The organism is Streptomyces sp. TAA040 (assembly GCF_000424845.1).
In genome coordinates this window covers 216,551-240,401 of record NZ_AUKR01000006.1, presented here as the reverse complement: position 1 = coordinate 240,401, position 23,851 = coordinate 216,551, and the positions used below count along the sequence as shown (strand labels likewise).

20 protein-coding genes are annotated in these 23,851 nt (G+C 72.8%); 4 read left to right on the top strand and 16 right to left on the bottom strand.

Features of this window, described 5'->3' with window-relative positions; translation table 11 throughout:
- Nucleotides 1–21 precede the first annotated feature (21 nt).
- The 7 genes from H300_RS0106795 to H300_RS25360 all read right to left on the bottom strand — a co-directional run bounded on the left by H300_RS0106795 (nucleotide 22) and on the right by H300_RS25360 (nucleotide 6,631).
- Nucleotides 22–1,023 (bottom strand): type II secretion system F family protein, encoded by a 1,002-nt coding sequence (locus H300_RS0106795; RefSeq protein WP_078515763.1) that lies wholly within the window; start codon nucleotides 1,021–1,023, stop codon nucleotides 22–24.
- A 20-nt stretch (nucleotides 1,024–1,043) separates the two neighbouring features.
- Complete coding sequence (locus H300_RS0106790; RefSeq protein WP_028426836.1) at nucleotides 1,044–2,381, bottom strand: TadA family conjugal transfer-associated ATPase; 1,338 nt, start codon at nucleotides 2,379–2,381, stop codon at nucleotides 1,044–1,046.
- A 167-nt stretch (nucleotides 2,382–2,548) separates the two neighbouring features.
- Nucleotides 2,549–2,872, bottom strand: coding sequence for a TadE/TadG family type IV pilus assembly protein (locus H300_RS0106785; protein ID WP_028426835.1), 324 nt, complete (start codon nucleotides 2,870–2,872; stop codon nucleotides 2,549–2,551).
- Between the two features lie 146 nt (nucleotides 2,873–3,018).
- Nucleotides 3,019–3,471, bottom strand: coding sequence for a TadE/TadG family type IV pilus assembly protein (locus H300_RS25370; protein ID WP_078515761.1), 453 nt, complete (start codon nucleotides 3,469–3,471; stop codon nucleotides 3,019–3,021).
- A gap of 3 nt (nucleotides 3,472–3,474) precedes the next feature.
- Nucleotides 3,475–4,788 carry an AAA family ATPase gene (locus H300_RS25365; protein ID WP_051269598.1) on the bottom strand — a complete coding sequence of 438 codons (1,314 nt, stop codon included), beginning with the start codon at nucleotides 4,786–4,788 and terminating at the stop codon, nucleotides 3,475–3,477.
- 7 nt (nucleotides 4,789–4,795) lie between these two features.
- Nucleotides 4,796–5,512 carry a Flp pilus assembly protein CpaB gene (cpaB, locus tag H300_RS0106770; RefSeq protein ID WP_028426834.1) on the bottom strand — a complete coding sequence of 239 codons (717 nt, stop codon included), beginning with the start codon at nucleotides 5,510–5,512 and terminating at the stop codon, nucleotides 4,796–4,798.
- A gap of 183 nt (nucleotides 5,513–5,695) precedes the next feature.
- The gene (locus H300_RS25360) at nucleotides 5,696–6,631 is read right to left on the bottom strand and encodes a hypothetical protein (protein WP_486583585.1); all 936 of its coding nucleotides are present in this window, start codon (nucleotides 6,629–6,631) and stop codon (nucleotides 5,696–5,698) included.
- Nucleotides 6,632–6,946: 315 nt separating this feature from the next.
- Between H300_RS25360 and H300_RS0106760 the strand changes: the two genes are divergently transcribed.
- Nucleotides 6,947–8,650: a glycoside hydrolase family 18 protein gene (locus H300_RS0106760; RefSeq protein WP_028426833.1), complete on the top strand. Its 1,704-nt coding sequence runs from the start codon at nucleotides 6,947–6,949 to the stop codon at nucleotides 8,648–8,650.
- 238 nt (nucleotides 8,651–8,888) lie between these two features.
- On the opposite strand, the gene H300_RS0106755 is transcribed toward H300_RS0106760, so the two are convergent.
- The 4 genes from H300_RS0106755 to H300_RS0106740 form a co-directional block, all read right to left on the bottom strand.
- Nucleotides 8,889–9,794 carry a S1 family peptidase gene (locus H300_RS0106755; RefSeq protein WP_037979291.1) on the bottom strand — a complete coding sequence of 302 codons (906 nt, stop codon included), beginning with the start codon at nucleotides 9,792–9,794 and terminating at the stop codon, nucleotides 8,889–8,891.
- 201 nt (nucleotides 9,795–9,995) lie between these two features.
- Nucleotides 9,996–10,409, bottom strand: a complete 414-nt coding sequence (locus tag H300_RS0106750; protein WP_028426831.1) for a RidA family protein — start codon at nucleotides 10,407–10,409, stop codon at nucleotides 9,996–9,998.
- Between the two features lie 9 nt (nucleotides 10,410–10,418).
- Nucleotides 10,419–11,195, bottom strand: coding sequence for an IclR family transcriptional regulator (locus H300_RS0106745; protein ID WP_028426830.1), 777 nt, complete (start codon nucleotides 11,193–11,195; stop codon nucleotides 10,419–10,421).
- Entirely contained in the window at nucleotides 11,192–12,286 is a 1,095-nt protein-coding gene (locus H300_RS0106740) for a sugar kinase (RefSeq protein ID WP_486583602.1), read from the bottom strand. The genes H300_RS0106745 and H300_RS0106740 overlap by 4 nt, the downstream gene beginning before the upstream one ends.
- A gap of 178 nt (nucleotides 12,287–12,464) precedes the next feature.
- Here H300_RS0106740 and H300_RS0106735 point away from each other — a divergent pair, with 178 nt between their 5' ends.
- Together H300_RS0106735 and H300_RS25355 are read left to right on the top strand one after the other, a co-directional pair.
- Nucleotides 12,465–13,859, top strand: coding sequence for an alanine racemase (locus tag H300_RS0106735; protein ID WP_078515760.1), 1,395 nt, complete (start codon nucleotides 12,465–12,467; stop codon nucleotides 13,857–13,859).
- Nucleotides 13,860–13,995: 136 nt separating this feature from the next.
- The gene (locus H300_RS25355) at nucleotides 13,996–15,627 is read left to right on the top strand and encodes a D-aminoacylase (RefSeq protein ID WP_051269595.1); all 1,632 of its coding nucleotides are present in this window, start codon (nucleotides 13,996–13,998) and stop codon (nucleotides 15,625–15,627) included.
- Here the strand turns inward: H300_RS25355 and trhA are convergent.
- Nucleotides 15,612–16,250, bottom strand: a complete 639-nt coding sequence (trhA, locus tag H300_RS0106725) for a PAQR family membrane homeostasis protein TrhA (RefSeq protein WP_037979345.1) — start codon at nucleotides 16,248–16,250, stop codon at nucleotides 15,612–15,614. The genes H300_RS25355 and trhA overlap by 16 nt on opposite strands.
- 476 nt (nucleotides 16,251–16,726) lie before the next feature.
- Between trhA and H300_RS0106720 the strand changes: the two genes are divergently transcribed.
- Nucleotides 16,727–18,574, top strand: a complete 1,848-nt coding sequence (locus H300_RS0106720; protein ID WP_028426826.1) for a phosphoenolpyruvate carboxykinase (GTP) — start codon at nucleotides 16,727–16,729, stop codon at nucleotides 18,572–18,574.
- Between the two features lie 206 nt (nucleotides 18,575–18,780).
- Here the strand turns inward: H300_RS0106720 and H300_RS0106715 are convergent, their stop codons facing one another.
- The 4 genes from H300_RS0106715 to H300_RS0106700 all read right to left on the bottom strand — a co-directional run bounded on the left by H300_RS0106715 (nucleotide 18,781) and on the right by H300_RS0106700 (nucleotide 23,742).
- The gene (locus H300_RS0106715) at nucleotides 18,781–19,203 is read right to left on the bottom strand and encodes an SCO4983 family protein (RefSeq protein WP_028426825.1); all 423 of its coding nucleotides are present in this window, start codon (nucleotides 19,201–19,203) and stop codon (nucleotides 18,781–18,783) included.
- A 166-nt stretch (nucleotides 19,204–19,369) separates the two neighbouring features.
- A complete protein-coding gene (locus H300_RS0106710) occupies nucleotides 19,370–20,017 on the bottom strand; it encodes a TetR/AcrR family transcriptional regulator (protein ID WP_028426824.1) in 648 nt (215 codons plus the stop codon).
- Nucleotides 20,018–20,263: 246 nt separating this feature from the next.
- Complete coding sequence (locus H300_RS0106705; protein ID WP_028426823.1) at nucleotides 20,264–21,475, bottom strand: pyridoxal phosphate-dependent aminotransferase; 1,212 nt, start codon at nucleotides 21,473–21,475, stop codon at nucleotides 20,264–20,266.
- Nucleotides 21,476–21,654: 179 nt separating this feature from the next.
- Complete coding sequence (locus tag H300_RS0106700) at nucleotides 21,655–23,742, bottom strand: thioredoxin domain-containing protein (RefSeq protein ID WP_028426822.1); 2,088 nt, start codon at nucleotides 23,740–23,742, stop codon at nucleotides 21,655–21,657.
- Nucleotides 23,743–23,851: the final 109 nt, after the last annotated feature.

Sequence of the window (23,851 nt, the reverse complement as noted above, 5' to 3'; positions counted from 1 at the left end):
GGATCGGGTGTGCCGGGCGGTTCAGACGTCGATTCTCGACATGCGGCGGATGACGAAGAAGCCGATCGCGTAGAGGCCGAATGCCACGACGACCGCGGTCTGGCCGAGCAAGGAACCGGTCATCCGGTCCAGTACGCCCGAGCCTGCCCGGTCCATCATCAGCAGGACGGCGAATCCGATCAGCGGGACGGAGTAGGCGGTCATGTTGACCTGGGAGAGCTGGGTCCTCACCTCGCGGCGGGTCTCCTTGCGCTGTTCCAGGGTGTCGGTGAGGTTCCGCAGCGAGCCGACGACCTGGCCGCCCGCCCGGTTGGAGAGGATGAGGGTGGTGACGAGCACCACGAGTTCGCGTGACGGGAGCCTCCGGGTCAGTTCGCCGAGTGCGTCGTCGACGGAATGGCCGAGGGCCAAGCGGTCGGCGACCATGCCGAGTTCCTCCCCCGCGGGTGACTCCATCTCCTCCGCGGCCATGGTGACGGCGGTGCGCAGCGCCAGTCCGGCCTGGGTGCCGTTGGCGAGCAGACGCGCCAGTTCGGGCAGTTGATTGATGAACTTCTCGATCCGCTTGGAGCGCTGCCAGTTGAGGAAGGCGAACGCGGCCCAGACCCCCAGTACGGCGGCGAGCGGTCCGAAGAAGGCGGCGAGCAGGGACTGGGCGACGATCCACAGAGCCGTGACGGCGACGAGGACGTAGGCCGTGAACTCGCCTGGAGCGAGGTCGAGTCCGGTGGCAGCGAGCCGCAGTTCCAGGGCGCGTCCGGCTCGGGTGCGGCGCAGCCGGCGGTCGAGGACGCCGAACCTGCGGCGGCGTCCGCCGGTGGTGCCCGTACCGCTGTGGGCGAGCCGGTCGACGAGTTGCTGCCGCTGGGCGCGCCCGGAGGCGTAGCTGTGGATCCCGGCGACGGCCAGTACGCAGGCGAGCAGGGTGACGCCCAGCGTGAGCAGGGCGAGGCGGTCCACTCGCTCCAGGGCGAGGAGCAGGGTCGCGGCCGGTGGGTCCGGCGGTGTCGGGTGCGGTGCCATGTCGGTGTCGTCCCTGTCCTCTACCGGGCGTGGCGGCTGGTGAGTTCCAGCTCGGAGTCGGCCACCCCGAAAGCCGCCGGCAGCGCCTCACCGGAGAGGTAGAGGCGCTGGGCGACGCTGCGGGGCAGTGGGTGGTAGCTGAAGTGGCCGCGGACCACGTGATCGGTGTCCATCGGCCGGGCGTGGAAGCGGGCCACCGTGGTGAGTCGGTACTCCTGCCTGCCGTGGGAGTCCAGCACGGCGATCTCGGTGATTCGCCGCGTGCCGTCCGGGTGACGGGTGAGCTGCACAAGCACGTCGAGGGCGCTGTTGATCTGGTCGCGGAGCGCCTCGAAGGGGATCTTCACCTCGGACATCGACGCCAGCGTCTGGAGCCTCGTCAACGCGTCCTCGGCGCTGTTGGCGTGCACCGTGGCCAGCGAGCCGTCGTGGCCGGTGGACATGGCCTGGAGCATGTCCAGGGTCTCACCGCCGCGCACCTCGCCGACGATGATGCGGTCGGGCCGCATCCGGAGGGAGTTGCGCACCAGGTCCCGGATGGTGATCTGACCCTTGCCCTCGACATTGGGCGGGCGCGACTCCAGGGAGATGACATGGCCCTGCTGGAGCTGGAGTTCGGCGGCGTCCTCGACGGTGATGATGCGCTCGCCCTCCGGGATGAGTCCGGAGAGGGCGTTGAGCAGGGTGGTCTTCCCGGAGCCGGTGGCGCCGGAGACGATCACGTTGAACCGGGCGCGGACCAGGGCGGCCAGCAGCAGGGTCATCGCCTCGTCGAGTGAGCCGAGGCCGATGAGCTCCTGGAGGGTGTAGGAGCGAGGGAAGCGGCGGATGGTGAGCGTGGCGCCCGTCAGGGCGAGCGGCGGGATGACGACGTTGACCCGTTCGCCGGAGGGGAGCCGGGCGTCCACCATCGGGTTGGACTCGTCGACCCGGCGGTTGACGGTGGAGACGATGCGTTCGATGGTCTGCATCAGCTGGTCGGGGGAGGCGAACCGCAGCGCAAGCTGTTCGACCCGCCCGTTGCGTTCGACGAAGATCTGGTCGGGGCCGTTGACCATGATCTCGGTGATGCCCGGGTCCTCCAGGAGGGGTTCGAGGATGCCCAGGCCGAGGGCCTCGTCGACCACCCGGCGGATGAGGGCCGCGCGTTCGTGGGTGGGGAGCACCGGGCCCTCGCGGCTGATGATGTGCCCGAGCACGCGTTCCAGGCGGGCGCGGCGCTCCGCCGCGGCCAGCGAGGACATCTCGGCGAGGTCGATCTCCTCCAGCAGCTTCGCCCGGTAGGCGGTGACCAGGTGACTCTCCTCCTGCTGGGCCGAGGCGGGTTCGGGCGCGGTGAGGCGTGCCTTGAGGCTCATCGACGTGCTCCCCTGGTCGGTGGCTGCGGTGGCGTCAGTGGCGTCGGTAGCCGCGGTGGCCGCGGTCGGGGCGGTCGGGGCGGTTGCGCGCCGGTGGCGACCGTGGCGCGCGGTCCCGCGCACGCCGGGCACGGGGCCGGTCCGAAGGGCGTGGTACGCGTCACCCGTCAGTCCCGGGCCCGGGGCATGGTGGCCGACTTCTCGACGCTGCCGAAGTCGACGCCGGGGATGACCGAGGGGATCTGCACGGTGGCGGTCACGGTGACCTCGCCGGCCGGCCGGCTCTCGGTGAACCCGGCGTTGTCGGCGAGCCAGCCGCTCATGGCCTGACCGGCGCCCGTCTGCGCGCTGCGGTCGTCGTCCTGTGAGACGTAGCGGGCGCCGGCGCGGGCCGCGGTGCTCGCCTGCGAGGCGGTGTAGGCGACGAGGCCGAGTTGGACCCCGGTGAGGGCGAGCAGGAGCAGCAGCGGCACGAAGCCGATGAATTCGATCGCCGCCTGTCCCCGGTCCCGCCGGTCCCGCCGGGCGCCCGGGGCGGAGGGCGGAGCGCCCGCGCTCGGCGCGGCGGCATGCGACGACGAGGCGGCATGCGACGGGAACGGAGGGCAGGGCGTGGGCGGGGACGTACGGTGGCGCGTCATTCGGCCGCCTCCGATACCGCTCCGGCCTCGCCGGTGACGTCGAACGGGAAGGGGACGCCTCCCGGGAAGAGCACGGGCACCTGGAGGTCGACGGTCGCCCGGGATATCTGGCCCCGGGCGCCCCGGTCGCAGGTGGTGCCGGATCCCGCCTGCCAGGCGCCGGGCAGGTCCTCCTGCGCGGCGCTGCTCGCGTCCTCGCCCAGGGCGCAGGCCCGGGCGGCCTCGTCGGCCGCGTTCCCGGCCAGGGTGAAGGTGTAGCCGACCAGGACGAACTGCCACACCAGGACCAGCACCAGCAGGATCAGCGGGAGCATGCCGAGGAACTCGACGGTCGTCTGCCCGGCGTCCGTCCGGAGCCGTCGGGGCCCGTATGCGGCCCGGCGCGGGCGGGTGCGCGGGGGGCTCCCCGGACGACCCGGCCCGCTCCTGCGACTGCTTCGCTGCGGCATGGCTCAGCGCTCCCCCGGTGTTCCACGCCGGCGGCCCAGCGCGAGTGGCTTGCCGCGGCCACCGCGGTCACCGCCGGCCTTGTCGGGCGGTCCGCCGCGGTCCCCGCGCCGCATCAGCCCCTTGCCCGCGGGCTGCGCCTCGGCCGTGGTCAGGCCGAGTTCGCCGGCGAGGGCCCACAGCGCCTGCCGGACGGCGCCGCGGCTGTCCAGCTCGTGCATCCGGGAGGAGTCGAGACATCCCTGGAGCTCGCGGAAGTTGGCGGGCACGGTGGTACGGGCCAGCCGGGTGCCGGTGATCTGCTGGATCAGCGAGGGCTGGATCTCGCTGCTGCGGGTGTGCCGGTTGACGACGGTGACGGTCTCCTCCGCCTTGCGGATCTGCAGGCGGTCCCACAGGCCGACCGTGCGCTTCACCCCGCGTACCGCGATCACGTCCGGTGTGGTGACCAGGACGGCGGTGTCGGCGCGTTCGATGACGGCGGCGTTGGCGCTGTGGAGTTGGCTGCCGCAGTCGACGACGACGGTGTCGTAGCGGGAGCGGACGGCGGCGACGATCTGCCGGGCGGCCGAGTCGTCGACCTCCTCGGCACGCTCGCCCTCGGCGGGCGACAGCAGCAGCGCCAGACCGGTCGTGTGGGCGAAGACGGCCTCCTGGAGCACCCGGTGCGACAGGTCGCTGATCTGGGCCAGGTCGGCGACGGACCGGCGGAACTGGACGTCCAGGAAGGAGGCCACGTCGCCGGACTGGAGGTCCATGTCCACCAGAGCGGTGCTGCGCCCGGAGGCCTGCGCGGCGAGGGCGAGTTGGACGGCGGTGAGCGTGGTGCCGACGCCGCCCTTCGCGCCGGCCACGGCGACCAGGGTGCCGCCGGGGCCCGGCGGGCCCTCCCACGCGTCGCCGCTGCCCAGGTGGCGGCGGACGCTGACGGCCCACTGCGCGGCGGAACCGACGCGGGCGGCGAGGTCGTCGTAGGTCAGCGGCAGGCCGACGACGCCGCGCGCGCCGGCGTCCATGGCGGCGGAGTAGACGGCCGGGCCGGCGTCGGTGGTGATGAGCACAGTGCCGACCGCCGGGAAGCGCAGCGCGATCTCCCGGACGAGTTCCAGCACCGGCATCGGGCCGATGTGTTCGTGCACCAGCACGACCTCGGGCAGGTCCGCGACGGAGGTGGCGGCCAAGCGGGCGAGGGCGTCGAGAAGTTCGGTGGTGTTGCCGAAAGGTGCCGAGGGCTCGGCGTCGGGCAGCCGGCCGAGCAGCGACACGACGGCGCGTGCCACGTCGACGTCGCCCGCCGCGGAGATGATTCGGGTGGCCATGGGTGCCTCACTCGTCCCCGGACAGCGTGTAATTGCGCTGGTCCTGCGGAATGTCGGACGCCTCGCTGCCGGGGGCGACGAGCGCGAGCCGTACGTGGGTGGCGAAGGACTCGGCATAGGCGAGGCGCTGGGCGTCGGTGGTGCCCAGGGCGAAGGTGATCGGGACGGCCTGGCCGCTGCCGCCGGGGGCCGGTTCCCGGTTGTCGTCCTCCGGACGGATGCTGGTGAGCTGGCCGACGTCGATGACCCGGGCGTCGGAGATCAGGACCCGCGAGACGGGCTGCTCGTCGCCCTCGCCGCGGAAGGTGGCGTAGATGTTGACCCGCGAACCGGGCGTGATCTTGCCGGCCACCCCGGTGGCAGCATCGATCATGATGGCGATCTCCTGCTGGCCGGTTTCGAGCGCGGGCCGTTCGGCGATCATGTCGGACTGGAGCAGCGACCCCTTGCGCAGCGGGTTGACGGCGATCTTCCCCTCGATCTGCGCGAGATCGGTCACGGCCGTCTCGGGAAGCCACCGCTCGGGCATGCTGGTGCGGCTGAACTGCCCGCGCCGGAGTTCCTGGTAGGGCTCGATGTCGTCCTTGAGTTCGTAGGCGGTGACCTCGGGACCGACCTTGGACTCGACATCGTTGATCACCGAGAGCACACCGGCGAACACGGCGAAGGCACCGAGTATCGACAGCAGCATCAGGATGACGCCGCGGCGCTGGCGGGAGTTCATGTCCGGTGGCTACCTCGTTCGGAAGGGCGGTCGGTCGGTGCGTCGGGTCCGTGCGCGTCGGCCGGTGCGGCCGGGGCGACGCCGGTACGCCGTCCGTTCGTTGTACACGCGGTGCGGTCCGCGCGGGGGGTGTTTCGGGTCGGAGCCCGTACGGCTCCGACCGACTGCTGCTGCTGTACCCGGCTAGGCATGTCCGTATACCGAGGACTGCGAGGTCCCGCCGGGGCCGAGCGCCGCGCGGTCCGGCCGCCCCCGCCCGAGTGTCGCCGGGCCGCCCGGTGCGCGGCCCGGCTGACCGGTACTCGAAGGAACCGGCGCGGTGCAGAACGCACATCGGTCGCCGATGAGTTGCAGCCCGCACCAGTGACAGTTGGTGCGCTGGACGGAGCTCACGACCTGGTAGAGCACCGAGATGTCCGGAATGGCGGCGGCGAACTCGATCAGCTTCGCGGTGCCCCACCAGCGCACCGACTCCGGTGGCAGGTCGGCCTGTTCCAGGCCGCTTACCTGCCACTGCGGGGCCAGCGTCTCGGAGGGCCAGTCCGAGGTGATCCTGCCGGCGGCGACGGTGAGCCGGGTCGCGTACTCCGGACCCTTCAACCGGTCCGAGCCGCCGAGCTTGACCAACTGCGGTCTGGGAGCGGCCAGTACGGCGAACTGGCTGCCCGGCACCCAGGACCTGGCGTGCGAAGTGAGCGAGACCGGGATGTGCTCCAGTCTGGCGACCGAGTTGAGCAGCGCCCCGGCGTGGACGTAGTGGGCGAGCAGCCGGACGGCCGAGGCCAGGACGCCGGGGCTGAAGTCCGTGACCGAGAGCTGGCGCAACTGGCGCACCAGGAGGCTCAGCCCCAGCGGCGGCAGTTCCGAGTGCACGAGCGCGATGCGCTCGCTGCCCAGGATGGCGCGGACGGTGTGCAGCCTCCGGCGCAGCACCTGCGGGGCGGAGCGCGGGGCGACGACGACGAGGTAGCCGCAGCGGTCGAGGAGCGACCGGGTCTCGTCGATGGCGGCGTCCAGCGGCTGCTGGTCCGGGTGGGTGAGCACGTGGGCGGAGGGGGTCTGCCGATCGGGCGGCGGAAGCACCATCTCGCGGCTGGTGACTGCTATCGCGGTGGACACGTGATCTGATTCCCCGCCTTCTCGCCTCGTACACCCGGTGGTCCCTGCCCTGCGGCTCACCTTGCGTGCCGTGCCTGTCACCGAAGCCTATCCGGGCATTGCTCGCGAGAGAACAGTCACCGGACGGCAGTTGACCGGTGCCGCGCAGCGCTCCCGGCGGGCAGCGGGGTGCCGGTACGCGCGGGAAGCCTTGACAAGGCGAATGGTCTGGACCATTCTTCCGGCTCAACAGCACACGGTGGCCACCGTTCCCCCCACGCGTTCGCACCCATTCAAATCCCCCTCGCCCTTCGCCCCTATGCCCGGAGGCATGCAGTGGAACGCACATCCCCGCGCGGCGGCAGACGCCCGCTCAAGCGCACCCTCGCAGCCGCGGTGGCCGCCGCCGGCCTGCTGCTCGGCGGTCTCACCGGCGGTGCCGACGCCGCGGAACCCAACCTCGTCGGCAACCCCGGCTTCGAGTCCGGCATGTCCGGCTGGACCTGTTCGAACGGCAGCGGCGAAACGGTGGGCAGCCCGGTCCGCAGCGGCGCCGCCGCCCTCCGCGCGGCGCCCGGCGGCAGCGACAACGCCCGCTGCTCCCGCACGGTGAGCGTGCAGCCCGGCGCGGACTACGAGTTGAGCGCCTGGGTGCAGGGCTCGTACGTCTACCTCGGCGCCTCCGGGACCGGCACCACCGACGTCTCGACCTGGACCCCGGGGGCATCCGGCTGGCAGCAGTTGACCGCCTCGTTCCGCACCGGCCCGAACACCACCTCGGTGACCGTGTACACCCACGGCTGGTACGGGCAGTCCGCCTACCACGCGGACGACTTCGCCCTCGCCGGTCCGGGCGACCCCCCGGAGGAGCCCGACCCGGAGCCGCCGGCCGCCCCGGGCGGTCTCGCCGTCGGATCGACCACCTCCTCCTCGGTGACCCTCAACTGGGGCGCCGTACAGGGCGCGACGCAGTACCGGGTCTTCCGGGACGGCGAAGCGGTGCAGTCGGCACCGGGCACCTCGGCGACCGTCCCCGGACTGGCCGCCGCGACCTCCTACGAGTTCCGGGTGAGCGCGGTCAACGGCGCCGGCGAGTCCGCGAGGTCCGCCCCCCTCACTGCGACGACCAGGCCCTCGGGCGGCAACCCGGGCCCCGTGGTCCCCGGCCACGCGCTCACCGGGTACTGGCAGAACTTCGACAACGACGCCACCGTCCAGAAGCTGGCGGAGGTGCAGGAGGCCTACGACGTCATCGCCGTGTCCTTCGCGGACTCGACCGCGAACACCGGTGAGGTCGAGTTCAACCTCGACCCGGCGGTCGGCTACAACTCCGAGGCGGAGTTCAAGGCGGACATCGCCGGCAAGCAGGCCGACGGCAAGTCCGTGATCATCTCGGTCGGCGGCGAAAAGGGCAACGTCACCATCAACGACCCCGCCTCCGCGGCGCGGTTCGCCGACAGCACCTGGGCGCTGATGCAGGAGTACGGCTTCGACGGAGTCGACATCGACCTGGAGCACGGCATCAACGCGACCTACCTCACGCAGGCACTGCGTACGCTCTCCGGGCAGGCCGGCCCTGACCTGGTGCTCACCATGGCACCGCAGACCATCGACATGCAGTCCACCTCGTCCGAGTACTTCAAGCTGGCGCTGAACGTCAAGGACATCCTGACGGTGGTCAACATGCAGTACTACAACAGCGGTTCGATGCTCGGCTGCGACGGGCAGGTCTACAGCCAGGGCTCCGTCGACTTCCTCACCGCCCTCGCCTGCATCCAACTCGAAGGCGGACTCGACGCCTCCCAGGTCGGCATCGGCGTCCCCGCCTCCACCCGCGGCGCCGGCAGCGGATACGTGGCGCCCCAGGTGGTCACGCACGCCCTCGACTGCCTGGCACGCGGCACCAACTGCGGAGCGTTCCAGCCCTCGCAGACCTACCCGGACATCCGGGGCGCGATGACCTGGTCCACCAACTGGGACGCCACCGCCGGCAACGCCTGGTCCTCCGTCGTCGGACCGCACGTCCACGCCATGGGCTGACGCAGCCCCGCACTCCCGGCGAGAGCGGTACCAGGGGCCCGGCGCGCTGCGCCGGGCCCCTCCCCCCACCGGTTCCGCATCGACCAGGGCGCAGACCGCTCCGGGCCGTGCTCACGCCTCCTCGGGTGGCGTACCGGAGGAACATAGCGTGGTACAGCCGTCAACCACAGGGGCGCACGGGGGTATCACCGGGTGCTCGGACCGTCTCGCACGGGGGAGCACTGCGCTCCGCGTGCTCTCACGGCCGGGCGAGGGTGCACCCCGGCCGGTCGAGGTCGATCCGGCTGCCGGGTCCCACGCAGCCAGTGGTCTGGTGGGTGCGCTGCCCGTAGTTGATCCCCCGGCGGACGGTGACAGCGCCGGACTCGTCCACCTCGCAGGGGTTGTCGAGCGCGCACGCCCGTCCGTCGTCGTTGCCGGTGCTGTTGACACCCACCACCTTCCCGCTCCCCCGGTCGACCACCGGCGCTCCGGAGGTGCCGCCGACGGTGTCGCACCCCGGCGTGTAACGCAGCGGGTCCTCCGTCGTCCAGTCACCCTCGCGGAGTTCGTGGACGAAGCCGTCGATCCGGCAGCGGTAGACGCGTTTCCAGTAGCCCGAGGCGATCTCGACGGGGGTGCCCACCTCCGGGCGCGTGTCGGCGAGTTCCAGCGCCCGGATGCCGTGGCGGCTCACGATCTCCCGGTAGCGGGACGCCAGTTCGTACAGGGCGAGGTCGGTGCCGGTCATCGTCGCGTAGGAGAGCCGTACGGCACGCAGGACGGCGGTGTCCCCGCCGGCGGCGTCCAGCAGCGTGAAGCTCCGGTCCGACGGCTGGTCGAGCCACGCCTCCCCCGGTTCGGGCATCCCGTCCTCCAGGCAGTGGCCGTTGGTCATCACCAGTGCCGGGTCGGTGGGCCGGGAGCCGGGCATCCGCACCAGGGAGCCGGAGCAGTTGCTGAGCGCGACGACGCCCTCGAAGCCCCGCGTCCCCGGGGCGACCGCGGGCGCGGAGACCGGCTCCGGCTCCGGTTCGGGCTCCGTGACGCGGACACCGGCGGAGGCCGAGGCTGCGGCGGGGGCGACAGTGGCGGAGGCCGCGGCGCCGAGCAGCAGGGTCGCGAGCCACCCGAGGTGCGGGCGACGTGGTGCGGAACCGACCATGCGGGGGCCTGCCTCTCCCGTAGCGGGCGCCGCCCCTGCCGGACGGCGTCGTTCACGGGTGCCGTGCGTTCCCCGTACCGGCACGGGGAACGCCGCCGGGCGGGGCCCGGTCACGGCCCCGCCCGGTGGTCGGCCCGGACGAGTGACCCCGAACCCGGCAGCCGGGCCGCCGCCGTCGTGCCCCGGGCCCGCGGGAGGGCATCAGCCCAGGACGGCCAGGGCGTCGATCTCGACCAGCAGGCCCGGGGGCAGGCCGACGTACACCGTGGTGCGGGCCGAGGGCGCCTCGACGAGGTCGGCGAAGTACTCGTTGTAGAGGGCGTTGAACTCGGCGAAGTGGTCGGTGTCGGTGAGGTAGACGCGGATCATCATCACGTCCTCCCAGCTCGCGCCGCCCTCCTCCAGGACGGCCCGGACGTTGGCCAGGGTCTGCCGGGTCTGCTCGCGCAGCGTCGGTCCGGCGGGGGTCGGCGCCTGCCCCTCGACGGCCGGCAGGAAGCCGACCTGCCCGGCGACCTGGAGGATGTTGCCCTTGCGCACCCCGTGCGAGAACTTCGCGGGCGGGGTGGTGTGGGTGGCCGGAGTGAGGGCGGTCTTCGGCAGCTTCTCGCTCATGGGTGGTTCCTAGGGGTGAGGCGCGGACGAGGGTGTGGTTGCGGGTTCTTTCCCGGAGTACTCCGCGCTGATCGCGTCCGCGGTGCGGCGCACCAGCGGGAGCAGTTCGAGGAGCTGGTCGCGGGTGACGATCACGTTCGGCGCGGAGACGGAGGCGGCGGCGATCACCCTGCCGTCGGTGCCCCTGACCGGGGCGGCCACGCAGTTGATGGACTCCTCGTGGCCCCCGAGGTCGGTCGCCCATCCCTGGGTGCGTACCTGCTCCAGTTCGGCGAGGAAGGCGGCCGCGTGCGGCGTGGAACGGGCGGTGTACCGGGGGTACTCCAGTTGTTCCGCGATGCTGCGCCGCTCGGCCCGGGGAAGGTCGGCGAGCAGCAGCTTGGCGACGGCGGCGACGGTGATGGCCACCGGCTTGCCGATCCGGGAGTACATCCGGACCGGATAGCGGCTCTCCACCTTGTCGATGTAGGTGACCTCGTTCTCCTCGTGCACCGCGAGGTGGACGGTGTGGCCGCAGCTCTTGTTCAGCCCGACGAGGTGCTGGTGGGCCACCTCGCGGACGTCCAGGTTCTCCACCGCCTGCTGGGCGAGGGAGAAGAGGCGGGCGCCGAGCCGGTAGCGCTGGTCGGCCTGACGATAGACGATGCCGTGCTCGTTCAGTGTGCGCAGCAGCCGCAGCGCCGTGGACTTGTGCACGTCGAGCCGCTGGGCGACCTGCTCCAGGTTGGCGGGCCCCTCGGCGAGCAGCGGCAAAATGCTCAGGGCTCGGTCGACGGTCTGGCTCATACGGGCGCCTCCTCGGTGGTCCAGCGCGGGCCGAGACGCAGTCTGCCCCAAGCGGCCGCGTTCAGCGCGACCAGCCGGTCCGCGGCCGCGCGGCCCGGCGGCGCGGCGATGTCCCCGGGGTCGGTGAGCGCGGCGGCGGCGGTGAGGTGGCCGTGACGGAGCCGGCTGAGCAGCGGCAGCCCGCGGAGTGTGGCGGAGAGGAACCCGGCCGCGAACGCGTCCCCGGCACCGACCGAGGCGACGACCTCGACTCCGGGGGCGGAGCACTGCACCCGCTGCTCGGCCTGCGGGGCTTCCGGCCCGCTCGCGGCGCCACCGGCGGGCTCCCGGGTGAAGGCGGTGGCGCCCCAGGCACCCTGCTTCACGACCAGCGTGGCCGGTTCCGGCAGCAGCGCGCGCAGCGCGTCCGGGCCGCCGGTGACGCCCCAGGCCTCGGTCGCCTCGTCCTCGCCGACGAAGACGAGGTCGGCGCGGCGGGCGAGTTCGATCAGGACGTCGGCGCCCTCCCGGGTGCGGTCCGACCAGAGCCCGGCCCGGTAGTTGACGTCGAAGGAGAGCAGCGGCCCGGCCTCGGCGCGGTGCAGCAGAGCGCGCAGCAGCTCCAGGCAGTCCGCGGAGAGGGCGGCGGTGATGCCGCTCAGGTGCAGAATCCGGCCGGCCCGTGCGGCGGCGGTGGCCACCGTCAGCGGGGACATCGCGGAGGCGGCGGATCCGTCGCGGTAGTACGCGACTTCGAGGTCGGTCCCGCGCTCGCCGTGGGTGCGGAAGTAGACGCCGGTGGGGCGGCGCGGGTCGCGACCGACGTGGGCGGTGTCCACGCCGGTGGCGGCGACGGTGCGCAGCAGGTGCTCGCCGAACGGGTCGCAGCCGACCCGGCTGATCCAGCGCGTCGCGTGGCCGGCCCGGGCGAGCGTACAGGCCACGTTGGACTCGGCTCCGCCGATGCCGCGGTCGAAGGTGGCGGCGGCCGCCAGGCCGCTGGGTTCGGCGGGGCGGAAGGCGACCATGGTCTCGCCCAGGCAGACGATCTCCACATCGGCGGCCGCTTCCGGGCGCCGGTCGGTGGCGGGGGTGCCGTTGCTGGTCACGATCGTCTGCGCTCCTGGGTACTCAACCGGATGACCGGCGGTTTCATTGACCGGGTACTCAGCGGGATGCTAGACAGCAATCAGCATACGCCGCAATGGTCGTTGCACTCTTCGCAACGCCAGTGCCACGCCGGTCGCCACACCGCACCCCGCGGACGAGCACGGACGGAGCACCCGCACCATGGGCCACCAGTCGTCACCGGATTCCGCCCGGCCCAGCAGGCCCTCGTCGGACGGGCTCTCCGGTCCGACGCACTCCGTCGCGTCCCGGGGCGGCCCGCTCCGGCTGGGCCCGCTCCGGGACGAGGTGGTGGACCACCGCTTCAAGGGGCTGCCACCGGACGCGGCCGGGCTCACCGTCGGCGCACTCGCCGACCAGCGGCGGAACCTGTTCGAGGGCGGCTTCGGCACACCCGTACTGACGCTCTCCGAGGAGGCGCTGGAGCACAACCTGACCACCATGGCCGACTACACCGCCGCGCACGGCCTGGCCTTCGCCCCGCACGGCAAGACCTCGATGGCACCGCAGTTGTTCGCCCGGCAGTTGGAGCGCGGCGCCTGGGGCGTCACCGTGGCCAACCCCGCCCAGCTGCGGGTCTGCCGCGCATTCGGGGTGCCTCGGGTGTTCCTGGCCAACGAACTCGTGGACGCGGCCGCGCTCCGCGCCCTGGCCGCGGAGCTGAGCGCCGACCCGGGGTTCCGCTGCGTCGTCTACGTCGACTCAGTGGCCGGGGTGCGGCTGATGGACGAGGCACTGCGGTCCGCGGGCGGCTCCCGGCCGCTGGACGTGGTGGTGGAGCTGGGCGCGGGGGACGGCGCGCGCACCGGGGTGCGCACCGAGGGGGAAGCGGCCGCGGTCGCGGACGCCGTGGGCGCCACCGGCACCCTTCGGCTGGTCGGCGTGGCGGGCTACGAGGGCGAGGTCCCCGGCGCGGACGTGGCGCGGGTGGCGACCTGGCTGGAGCGGCTGGTGGCGCTGGCCGCGGACTTCGACCGGGCCGGCCGGTTCTCCGGCGGGTCGTGCGGACCTGTGGAGGAGATCGTGGTCAGCGCGGGCGGCAGCGCCTGGTTCGACGCGGTGGCCGAGGTGTTCGCGCGGATTCCCGCGCTGTCGGCACCGGTGCTGAAGCTGCTGCGCTCGGGCGCGTACGTCTCGCACGACGAGGGCCAGTACCGCACGGTGACCCCGTTCAACCGGGTGCCCGACGAGGGCGGGCTCCGGTCGGCGTTCACCCTCTGGGCCCAGGTGGTCTCCCGTCCGGAGCCGCGGCAGGCCTTCCTCAACGCGGGCAAGCGGGACGCGGCCCACGACCTGCACCTGCCCGTCCCGCGTGTCGTCCGCGAGGCAGGCACCGGCCGGCTCCTCCCGGCCGACGGCATCACCCTCACCGCGCTCTCCGACCAGCACTCCTGGCTGTCCGTGGACCCGGAAGCCGCGTCCGGCGGCGGGCCCGCGGTCGGCGACTGGATCGGGCTCGGCATGTCGCACCCGTGCACCATCTTCGACAAGTGGCAACTGATCCCGGTGACCACCGAGGACGGCAGCGCCGTCGAGTACGTCCGCACGTTCTTCTGACCGGACGGCCGGACGCGCCCGGCAGGGCCCGACGGCCCGGCAGGGCCCGTGCGCGTCCGGACGGGCCGTCCCCGCCCCGACGTCTCCACCCGCCCCCGCTCCCCCCGCGTCCGCACCCCCAGGAGGTTCAGGTTTCATGGACACCGTCATCCGCGGCGCGCTCGTCGTGGACGGGACCGGCGGCCCCTCCCGCCGGGCCGACGTCGCGCTGCACAAGGGCCGGATCGCCGCGATCGTCCCCGAGGGGAGCGGGCCGCGACCCGGCGGACGCGAGGTGCTGGACGCGACCGGACTCGCCCTCGCGCCCGGTTTCGTGGACATGCACGCGCACAGCGACCTGGCGCTGCTCCGCGACCCGGACCACTCGGCGAAGCTGGCCCAGGGGGTGACCCTGGAGGTGATCGGCCAGGACGGCCTCTCCTACGCGCCGGTCGACGACCGGACGCTGGACGAGGTCCGGCGGGCCGTGACCGGTTGGAACGGGGACGGCTCCGACGTCGACTTCGACTGGCGGACGGTGGGCGGGTACCTGGACCGGCTCGACCGGGGCATCGCGGTCAACGCGGCGTACCTGGTGCCGCAGGGCACCGTCCGGATGCTGGCGGTGGGCTGGGAGGACCGGCCCGCGACCGCATCGGAGCGGGAGCGGATGCGGCGCCTGGTCGCCGAGGGCCTCGCGCAGGGCGCGGTGGGCATGTCCTCGGGGCTCACCTACACCCCGGGGATGTACGCGCCGAATTCCGAGCTCACCGAGCTGTGCCGCGTGGTGGCCTCCTACAGCGGCTACTACTGCCCGCACCACCGCTCGTACGGGGCCGGTGCGCTGGAGGCCTACCGGGAGACGGTCGAGCTGTGCCGGGAGGCGGACTGTCCGCTGCACCTGGCGCACGCGACGATGAACTTCGGGGTGAACGCCGGGCGCGCCCCGGAACTGCTCGGGCTGCTGGACGAGGCGCTGGCCGCCGGTGCGGACATCACACTCGACACCTACCCGTACCTGCCGGGCTGCACGACGCTCGCCGCCCTGCTGCCGAGCTGGGCCTCCGCGGGCGGCCCGGAGCGCACCCTGGAGCGGTTGCGCGACCCGCGGGAGTGCGCCCGCATCCGGCACGACCTGGAGGTGGTGGGAGCCGACGGCTGCCACGGCGTACCGATGGACTGGCACACCATCGAGATCTCCGGCACGGGCGACCCGGCGCTCGGCGCCTTCGCCGGGCACCGACTGGAGAGCTTCGAGCAGGCCAGGAGGCTGCTCGTGGAGGACCGGCTGGGGACGACGATCCTCCAGCACGTCGGCCACGAGGAGAACGTGCGCGCCATCATGCGGCACCCGGTGCACACCGGGGGCAGCGACGGCATTCTCCAGGGCGCCAAGCCGCACCCCCGCGCCTACGGCACCTTCCCGCACTACCTGGGCCACTACGTGCGGGAGTCGCGGGTGCTGTCGCTGGAGGAGTGCGTGGCGCACCTGACCGGACGGGCCGCCGCGCGGCTGCGACTGCCGGACCGCGGGCTCGTCCGTGAGGGCCACCGCGCCGACCTGGTTCTGTTCGACCCCGCCACGGTCGCCGCGGGGGCCACCTTCGACCGTCCCAGGACACCGCCCACAGGGATCCCGCACGTCATGGTGGACGGCCGCTTCGCCCTCCGGGACGGTCGGCGCACGGACGTCCTCGCGGGGCGCTCCGTCCGGCGCCGACCCCGCCGGGGGCCGTCGGCGCGCGGCGGCACCTCTTGGGGCCGCCACCGGGGTCAGTCCACGCTGTAGGCGGCCAGCGAGATGCCGACGTAGTGCACGACGAAGGCGGCCAGCGTCAGCGAGTGGAAGACCTCGTGGAAGCCGAACCAGCGCGGCGAGGGGTTGGGGCGCTTGAGTCCGTAGATGACCCCGCCCGCGCTGTAGAGCAGGCCTCCGACGATCACGCAGATCAGGACCGCGAGCCCGCCGGTCCGGAGGAAGTCGGGCAGGAAGAAGACCGCCGCCCAGCCCATCGCGATGTAGCAGGGCGTGTAGAGCCAGCGCGGGGCGCCGACCCAGAACACCCGGAAGGCGATGCCGGCCGCCGCCGCGAGCCACACGCCCCAGAGCAGCGCCTGCCCGCGGGCGCCGTCGAGCAGCAGGATGGTCAGCGGGGTGTAACTGCCCGCGATGATCAGGAAGATGTTCGAGTGGTCCAGCCGCCGGAGGATCCGGTCGGCGCGCGGACCCCACTCGCCGCGGTGGTAGAGCGCGCTGACACCGAACAGCAGGCAGGCGGTGACCGCGTAGATCCCGCAGGCGACCCGGGCTTCCGGCGAACCCGCCAGCGCAGTGAGGGCGATCCCGGCGATGAGGACCGCCGGAAACATGCCCGCGTGCAGCCAGCCCCGCATCCGCGGCTTGCTCGGCATCACCGAGGCGAGCTTGTGGAGCGCGTCGTGGGTGTGCGGGTCACCGGCGGTGTGGGCGTCCGAGTGACCGGGGGCACCGGTCGCGGGTTCAGGCGCAGCGGCAGTCATGTTCACAGCGTACCTACGGCGGCGTAGGCGGAACGGCCGCGTTCCCCGTCGAACCCCCGAGGTGACGCAATCGACTCCGAGGAGGTGGCGATGCTCACCTGCGACCCTCTGGACACATCGGAGCGAAGACGACATGATCAGATGAGCACAGTCGATACCGGATGAGCGTCGCCGCAGCGTCCGGGTCGTGGCCCCCAAGGGGCGTGCTTGAGGCATCCCCAGCTTGATGACTGCTATGACGGACAGAACCGGAAAGCCGGATCTGCGACGATCCGTCGCTTGTGCGGAGAAGGCCTGTGCAGCCGAGTCCGCTCCCGTCCGTCCGGCTCGAACTCCCACGAACCCTCACGAAACCCTCTGGAGCGATTGTGGCGCGCAGTACTGCGGCTCCCACCAGCACGGCCCCGACCCGGCACCAGGAACTCCTCTCCTGGGTCGAGGAGATCACCGCCCTCACCCAACCCGACCGGGTCGTCTGGTGCGACGGCTCGGAGGCCGAGTACGAGCGCCTGTGCGCGGAGCTCGTGGCGAGCGGCACCTTCACCGCGCTCGACCCGGTCAAGCGGCCGAACTCCTACCTCGCCACCTCCGATCCCGGCGACGTCGCACGGGTGGAGACCAGGACCTTCATCTGCTCCGAGCGGGAGGAGGACGCGGGCCCGACGAACCACTGGAAGGCTCCCGCCGAGATGCGCGAGACCTTCACCGGCGAGCAGGGCGTCTTCCGCGGCTCGATGCGCGGCCGGACGATGTACGTGGTCCCGTTCTGCATGGGCCCGCTCGGGTCCCCGCTCTCCGCCCTCGGCGTCGAGATCACCGACTCCGCCTACGTCGCGGTGTCCATGCGGACCATGACACGGACGGGCAGCGCGGTGCTGGACGAGCTGGGCGAGGACGGCTTCTTCGTGAAGGCGGTCCACAGCGTGGGCGCCCCGCTGGAACCCGGCCGGCCGGACGTCCCGTGGCCCTGCAACGAGACCAAGTACATCTCGCACTTCCCGGAGAGCCGCGAGATCTGGTCGTACGGTTCCGGCTACGGCGGCAACGCCCTGCTGGGCAAGAAGTGCTACGCGCTGCGGATCGCCTCGGTGATGGCCAGGGACGAGGGCTGGCTCGCCGAGCACATGCTGATCCTCAAGCTCACCCCGCCGCGCGGCGACGCGGCGGACGTGAAGTACATCGCCGCCGCCTTCCCCTCGGCCTGCGGCAAGACCAACCTCGCCATGCTGGAGCCGACCACCGCGGGCTGGACGGTCGAGACCATCGGCGACGACATCGCGTGGATGCGGTTCGGCGAGGACGGCCGGCTGTACGCCATCAACCCCGAGGCGGGGTTCTTCGGCGTCGCCCCCGGCACCGGCGAGGACACCAACGCCAACGCCATGAAGACGCTGTGGGGCAACACCATCTTCACCAACGTCGCCCTCACCGACGACCGCGACGTGTGGTGGGAGGGCATGACCGAGGCGCCGCCCGCCCACCTCACGGACTGGAAGGGCAACGACTGGACCCCGGAGTCCGGCACCCCGGCCGCGCACCCCAACGCCCGGTTCGCGGTGCCCGCCGCCCAGTGCCCGACGATCGCTCCCGAGTGGGAGGACCCGCGCGGCGTGCCGATCTCGGCGATCCTCTTCGGCGGCCGCCGCGCCACGGCGGTGCCGCTGGTCACCGAGTCCTTCGACTGGCAGCACGGGGTCTTCCTCGGCGCGAACGTCGCCTCCGAGAAGACGGCCGCGGCCGAGGGCCGGGTCGGCGAGCTGCGCCGCGATCCATTCGCCATGCTGCCGTTCTGCGGCTACCACATGGGCGACTACATGGCTCACTGGCTGAAGATCGGCCGACAGGCGGTCGAGAACGGCCACGGCGGGAAACTGCCGCGGATCTACTACGTGAACTGGTTCCGCAAGGACGACCGGGGACACTTCGTCTGGCCCGGGTTCGGCGAGAACAGCCGGGTGCTGAAGTGGATCGTCGGCCGGTTGAACGGTGCGGCCGAGGGCGTGGAGACCCCGATCGGGGTGCTGCCGGCGAAGGGCGCCCTGGACACCGAGGGGCTGAAGCTGAGCGAGGAGGAGAGGGACCTCCTGCTCACCGTGGACCCGGAGGTCTGGCGCGAGGAGGCCGCCCTCATCCCGGAGCACCTCAACACCTTCGGCGACCGCGCCCCGCGGGAGCTGTGGGACGAGCACCGCGCCCTGGTCGAGCGCCTGGGCTGATCACCCCGGGGCCGGTCGCGCGCCCGGCCCCGGGCCCGACCCGACCCTCCCGGAAGCGCGCCGGGGGTCGGACGGCGCCCGACCCCCGGCCCTGCGCCCCTCCCCGGGTGCGGCGGCAGTACGACGGTTGCGGCCGGTGCGACGGCGGCCGACCGTGCGGATCCCCGCGGTCGGCGCGTTCCCCGGCGCACCGGCCGGGGAACGCGTCACAGGCCGAGCGCCTCGGCGTGGGCGGCCATCCGGGCGGCGGCGAGCGCCTTTCCCGACACGTCGCTCCGCGCGGTGGCGACCACGAGGGCGTTCCCCGCGAGGGTGTGCGCCCTGCGGCTCAGCACCTCCACGGCCTCTCGGCGCCCGTCGTCCCCGGTGCGGCCGGTGGGGTCCGCCCGCAGCGGCGAGCGGCCGCCGTTCAGGCGGGTGACCTGGTCGGCCAGTTGCTGGGCGGCGGAGTCGAGGGTGGCGTCCGGGGCGAGCGCGCGCAGCTCGTCGGTCACGGTGAGCAGCGCGGTCAGATGGCCGGCGAGCCGGATGTCCAGCTCCTCCTCCCGGGAACGATGCGGGAAGGAGTCGTCGGAGGCGGTCGACTCGGCCAGGCTGTGGACCGACTTGGTGCGGATCGGTTCGTACATGTGGGCCTCCTGGCGGATACGGGAGACCATCCTAACTTGGACTCTGTCTAAAGTTGTAGCGGGGACGAAACTGACGGGACCTCGACTGCCCGGGCCCGGTCGGCACCGCGCACCCCGAGCCCCCGCCGCACACACGCGGACGGGCGCCCCGCGCGCCGCGGGGCGGTCAGGAGGCCGAGAGGGCCTCCAGCTCGGCCGCGTAGAGCAGCGCGGGATCGAAGCCCATACCGGTGAAGTGACCGGCGAGCTCCAGAGACAGGATCCCGTGCAGCCGGGCCCAGAAGACGAGACCCCGGTGCAGCACGTCGGGTGGAGCGGGGTGACCGGGCGCCCACTGCCGGTGAGCGGCGAGATGCGCGGCGAACTCCGGCTCGGACCCGGCGGGCGGCAGCGTGGCGCAGGCGTCGAGCAGGGTCGCCATGATCTCGGAGGAGATCGCCCTGGTGTCCTCGGGTGCGTGGTAGCCGGGAACGGGCGTGCCGTAGAGGAGGAAGTAGCGGTGCGGGTCGCCCAGGGCCCACGCCCGCAGGGCGTGGGCCAGTCGGGCCGCGTCGGCACCACCCTCGACCGCCGCGCGGATGGCGTCGGCGAGGCTCCGGTACGCCTCCCTGATCAGCTCGGTGATCAGCTCGTCACGGCCGGCGAAATACCGGTAGAGGGCGGGCCCGCTCATGCCCATCTGCTTGGCGATCGCGTTGAGCGAGAGCGCAGACGCCCCGGCCGCGGCGATCTGCTCCCACGCCCGCTCCCTGACCTCCGCCCGCACCTGGTCGCGGTACCGCTCCCGCGGGGTCCGCGCGCCCGGCTCCGCCATGGCGCACCGCCTTTCCGCATCGAGCAGCTACAAGTACAAGATTCGGTGAGAAGGTATCACGCCCGCGGCGGTGGCCCGTCCGAGTACCCCGCGCCGGTGAAGGCGAGCGCTCCCGCACCCGGTGGGGCGGACCGCGAGGGGCGAGTATCGGCACGGACGTCCACCCGCGGGCCTTCGGGAAGGTCGCGGGTGGTCGCCGCGCTAAGGGCCGGGCGCCACCGGTCGGCGAGCGGACGGGCGGGTTGGTCAGGGCTGGCGGTAACCGTCCAGGAAGGTGCCGATCCGCTCGACCGCGTCGGTCAGCTCCTTCGCGGGGGGCAGGGTGACGATCCGGAAGTGGTCCGGCTCCGGCCAGTTGAACCCGGTGCCGTGCACGATCATGATCTGCTCGGCACGCAGCAGGTCCAGCACCATCTGCCGGTCGTCCTTGATCGGGTAGACCTTCGGGTCCAGCCGCGGGAAGGCGTACAGCGCCCCCTTGGGCTTGACGCAACTGACGCCGGGAATCCGGGTCAGCGCCTCGTGGACCGCGTCGCGCTGCTCCACCAGCCGGCCGCCGGGCAGCAGCAGGTCCTTCACCGACTGGTGGCCACCCAGCGCCGTCGCGACGGCGTACTGCGCGGGCATGTTGGCGCACAGCCGCATGTTCGCCAGGATCGTCAGACCCTCTATGTAGCTCGACGCGTGCGACTTCGGGCCGCAGACCGCCAGCCAGCCGCTGCGGTAGCCGGCGACCCGGTACGCCTTGGACAGCCCGTTGAAGGTGAGGACCAGCAGGTCCGGCGCGATCGCGGCGGTCGGGGTGTGCACCGCGTCGTCGTAGAGGATCTTGTCGTAGATCTCGTCCGAGCAGACGATCAGGTTGTGCCGGCGGGCGATCTCGGTCAGCCCGCGCAACATCTCCTCGCTGTACACCGCCCCGGTGGGGTTGTTGGGGTTGATGATGACCAGCGCCCTGGTGCGGTCGGTCACCTTCCGCTCGATGTCGGCGAGGTCGGGCATCCAGTCGGCCTGCTCGTCGCAGCGGTAGTGCACCGCGGTGCCGCCGGAGAGCGAGACGGAAGCCGTCCACAGCGGGAAGTCCGGCGCCGGAACCAGCACCTCGTCTCCGTCGTTGAGGAGCGCCTGCATCGACATCTGAATGACCTCGGAGGCGCCGTTGCCGAGGTAGACGTCCTCCACGGACAGCGGGACGTCCTGGGTCTGGTAGTGCTGCACCACCGCGCGCCGCGCGGCGAGCAGCCCCTTGGCGTCCCCGTAGCCATGGGCGTCGCCCACGTTCCGGAGCATGTCCTCAAGGATCTCCGGCGGGCACTCGAAGCCGAAGGCGGCGGGGTTGCCGGTGTTGAGCTTGAGGATGCGGTGTCCTGCCGCCTCCAGCCGCATTGCCTCCTCGAGCACCGGGCCACGGATCTCGTAGCAGACGTTTGCGAGCTTGGTCGATTGGATCACCTGCATGGCGGTCACGATACGGGCGCCGGGCCCGGAACGCCCGGTGTTTTTCGCCACGTGTCCCCCGGGAGCCGTCCCGGACCCGCGCAACGCCGCCTCCGGGGGCCCGTGCGCGGCAGGCGACATGCCCTGGAGGGAGCGGGGTGACCTCCCGGAGGGGCCCTGCTCGGGGGGGGCGAGGCCGGTCAGCCACCGAGCCGGGCGGCGAGGGCCTCCGGAGCGGTGGTGGGCGCGTCGCAGGTGAAGTGCCGGCAGACGTAGGCCGCCGGCCGGCCGTCCACCAGCGGACGTCCGGCGAGCAGCGGCACGCCCGCCCCGACCGGGTCCGCCGCGCCGACGGCGGGGTCCGCGCCCCCGTGCTCCCGTGGGTCGCCGACGGCGACGGCGGCTCCCGGCGCGGTGCCCAGCAGCGCCGCACGGTGCAGCGCGGCGGTGGCCGGGTCGCCGTCCGGCCCGACGACCGCGACCTCGCGCGGGCCGTCCAGCGACGCCTCGGCGACCGCTAGGCCCCAGCCGATGAACCGCGGCGCCCGGCCTCCGATCACCCGCACGACCCCCAGGGCGCGCTCGGCCGCCTCGCGGTGGCGGCTGCTCCCGGTGTACGACGCGTAGGTCAGCAGGGCTCCGGCCGCAGCCGTCCAGCCGGACGGGGTGGCACCGTCGGTCGGGTCCTGCGGGCGGCGGATCAACCGCTCGGAGTCGTCTGCGGTGTCCCACAGCGTGCCGTCCGAGGCGGTGAAGCGGGTCAGCACGGTGTCCAGCAGCAGGCCGGACATGTCGAGCCAGGGCGTCTCCCCCGTGACGGCGTACAGCGCGAGCAGCCCCTCGGCGGTGCTGGCGTAGTCCTCCAGCACTCCGGGGCCGCTGCCCACCAGGCCGCCGAGCGAGGTACGGGCGATCCGGCCGCCGTCGTCCACGTGCACCCGGAGCAGCAGGTCGGCCGCAGCCGTCGCGGCGTCGACCAGGTCCGGACGTTCGAAGTAGGCCCCGGCCTCGGCCAGCGCGGCAACGGCCAGCCCGTTCCAGGCGGCGACGACCTTGTCGTCCCGGCCCGGGCGCGGCCGCTCCCGGCGGGCCGCCAGCAGCCGGCGGCGCACCGACTCCAGCCGCTCGTCGTCCACAGCGACGTCCGGGTCGACGAGCCGGAGCACCGAGGCGCCCGCCTCGAAGGTGCCCTCCGCGGTCACGCCGTAGCAGTGCGCGGCCCACTCGGCGTCGTCCTCGCCCAGGACCGTCCACAGCTCCTCCGGGGTCCAGGCGTAGTAGGCACCCTCCCGGTGGGTGCCGGCCGTGTCACCGGGGGCGGGGCTGTCGGCGTCCAGGGAGGAGGCGAAGCCGCCCTGCTCCGTGCGCAGCTCGCCGACCATGAAGTCGGCGGTCCGCAGCGCCGTCCGGCGGGCGTCCTCGTCCCCGGTGGCCCGCCAGAGGTGGGCGTACACCCGGCACAGCAGCGCGTTGTCGTACAACATCTTCTCGAAGTGCGGGACCGTCCAGGAGGCGTCGACCGCGTACCGTGCGAAGCCGCCGCCGAGCTGGTCGTGGAGGCCGCCGCGGGCCATGGCCGCGCAGGTGGTCCGCACCATCTCCAGCCCACCCTCGGAGCCGGTGCGGGCGTGGTGGCGCAGCAGGAACTCCAGCGCCATCGGCGGCGGGAACTTCGGCGCCCCGCCGAAACCGCCGTGCACGGCGTCGAACTCCCGGGTCAGGCCGAGCAGCGCGTCCGCCTGGTCCCCGGCCGCCGGGGTCCCGGGGGCACCGTCCCCGCCGTAGTCGATCGAGCGGCCGGCCAGGTCCCGCGCGATCTGCCCGGCGACCTCGTCCACCTCGGTCCGCCGGTCGGCCCAGGCGGCGCGGACACCCTCCAGCACCTGCCGGAAGGACGGCATCCCGTGCCGCGGCTCGGGCGGGAAGTAGGTGCCGAAGTAGAACGGCTCTCCGCCGGGCGTGAGGAAGACCGTCATCGGCCAGCCGCCTTGACCGGTGGCCGCCTGGACCGCCTCCATGTAGACCGAGTCGATGTCGGGCCGCTCCTCGCGGTCCACCTTGACGCTCACGAAGTGCTCGTTGAGGAACGCCGCGGTCTCGTCGTCCTCGAACGACTCGTGCGCCATCACGTGGCACCAGTGGCACGAGCTGTAGCCGACGCTGAGCAGCACCGGCACGTCCCGCCGCCGGGCCTCCTCGAACGCCTCCGGCTCCCAGGGCCGCCAGTGGACCGGGTTGTCGGCGTGCTGGAGCAGGTACGGCGACTGCGAGCCGGCCAGTCGATTCATACCGGCATCGTCGCACGGGGGCAGCTCTTCACCAACACATGAGGAGGCGGGCACGCCCGCCTCCTCAGCCGACCCCTTCGGCCGCACGCGCCGGCGGCGTCGACGTTCC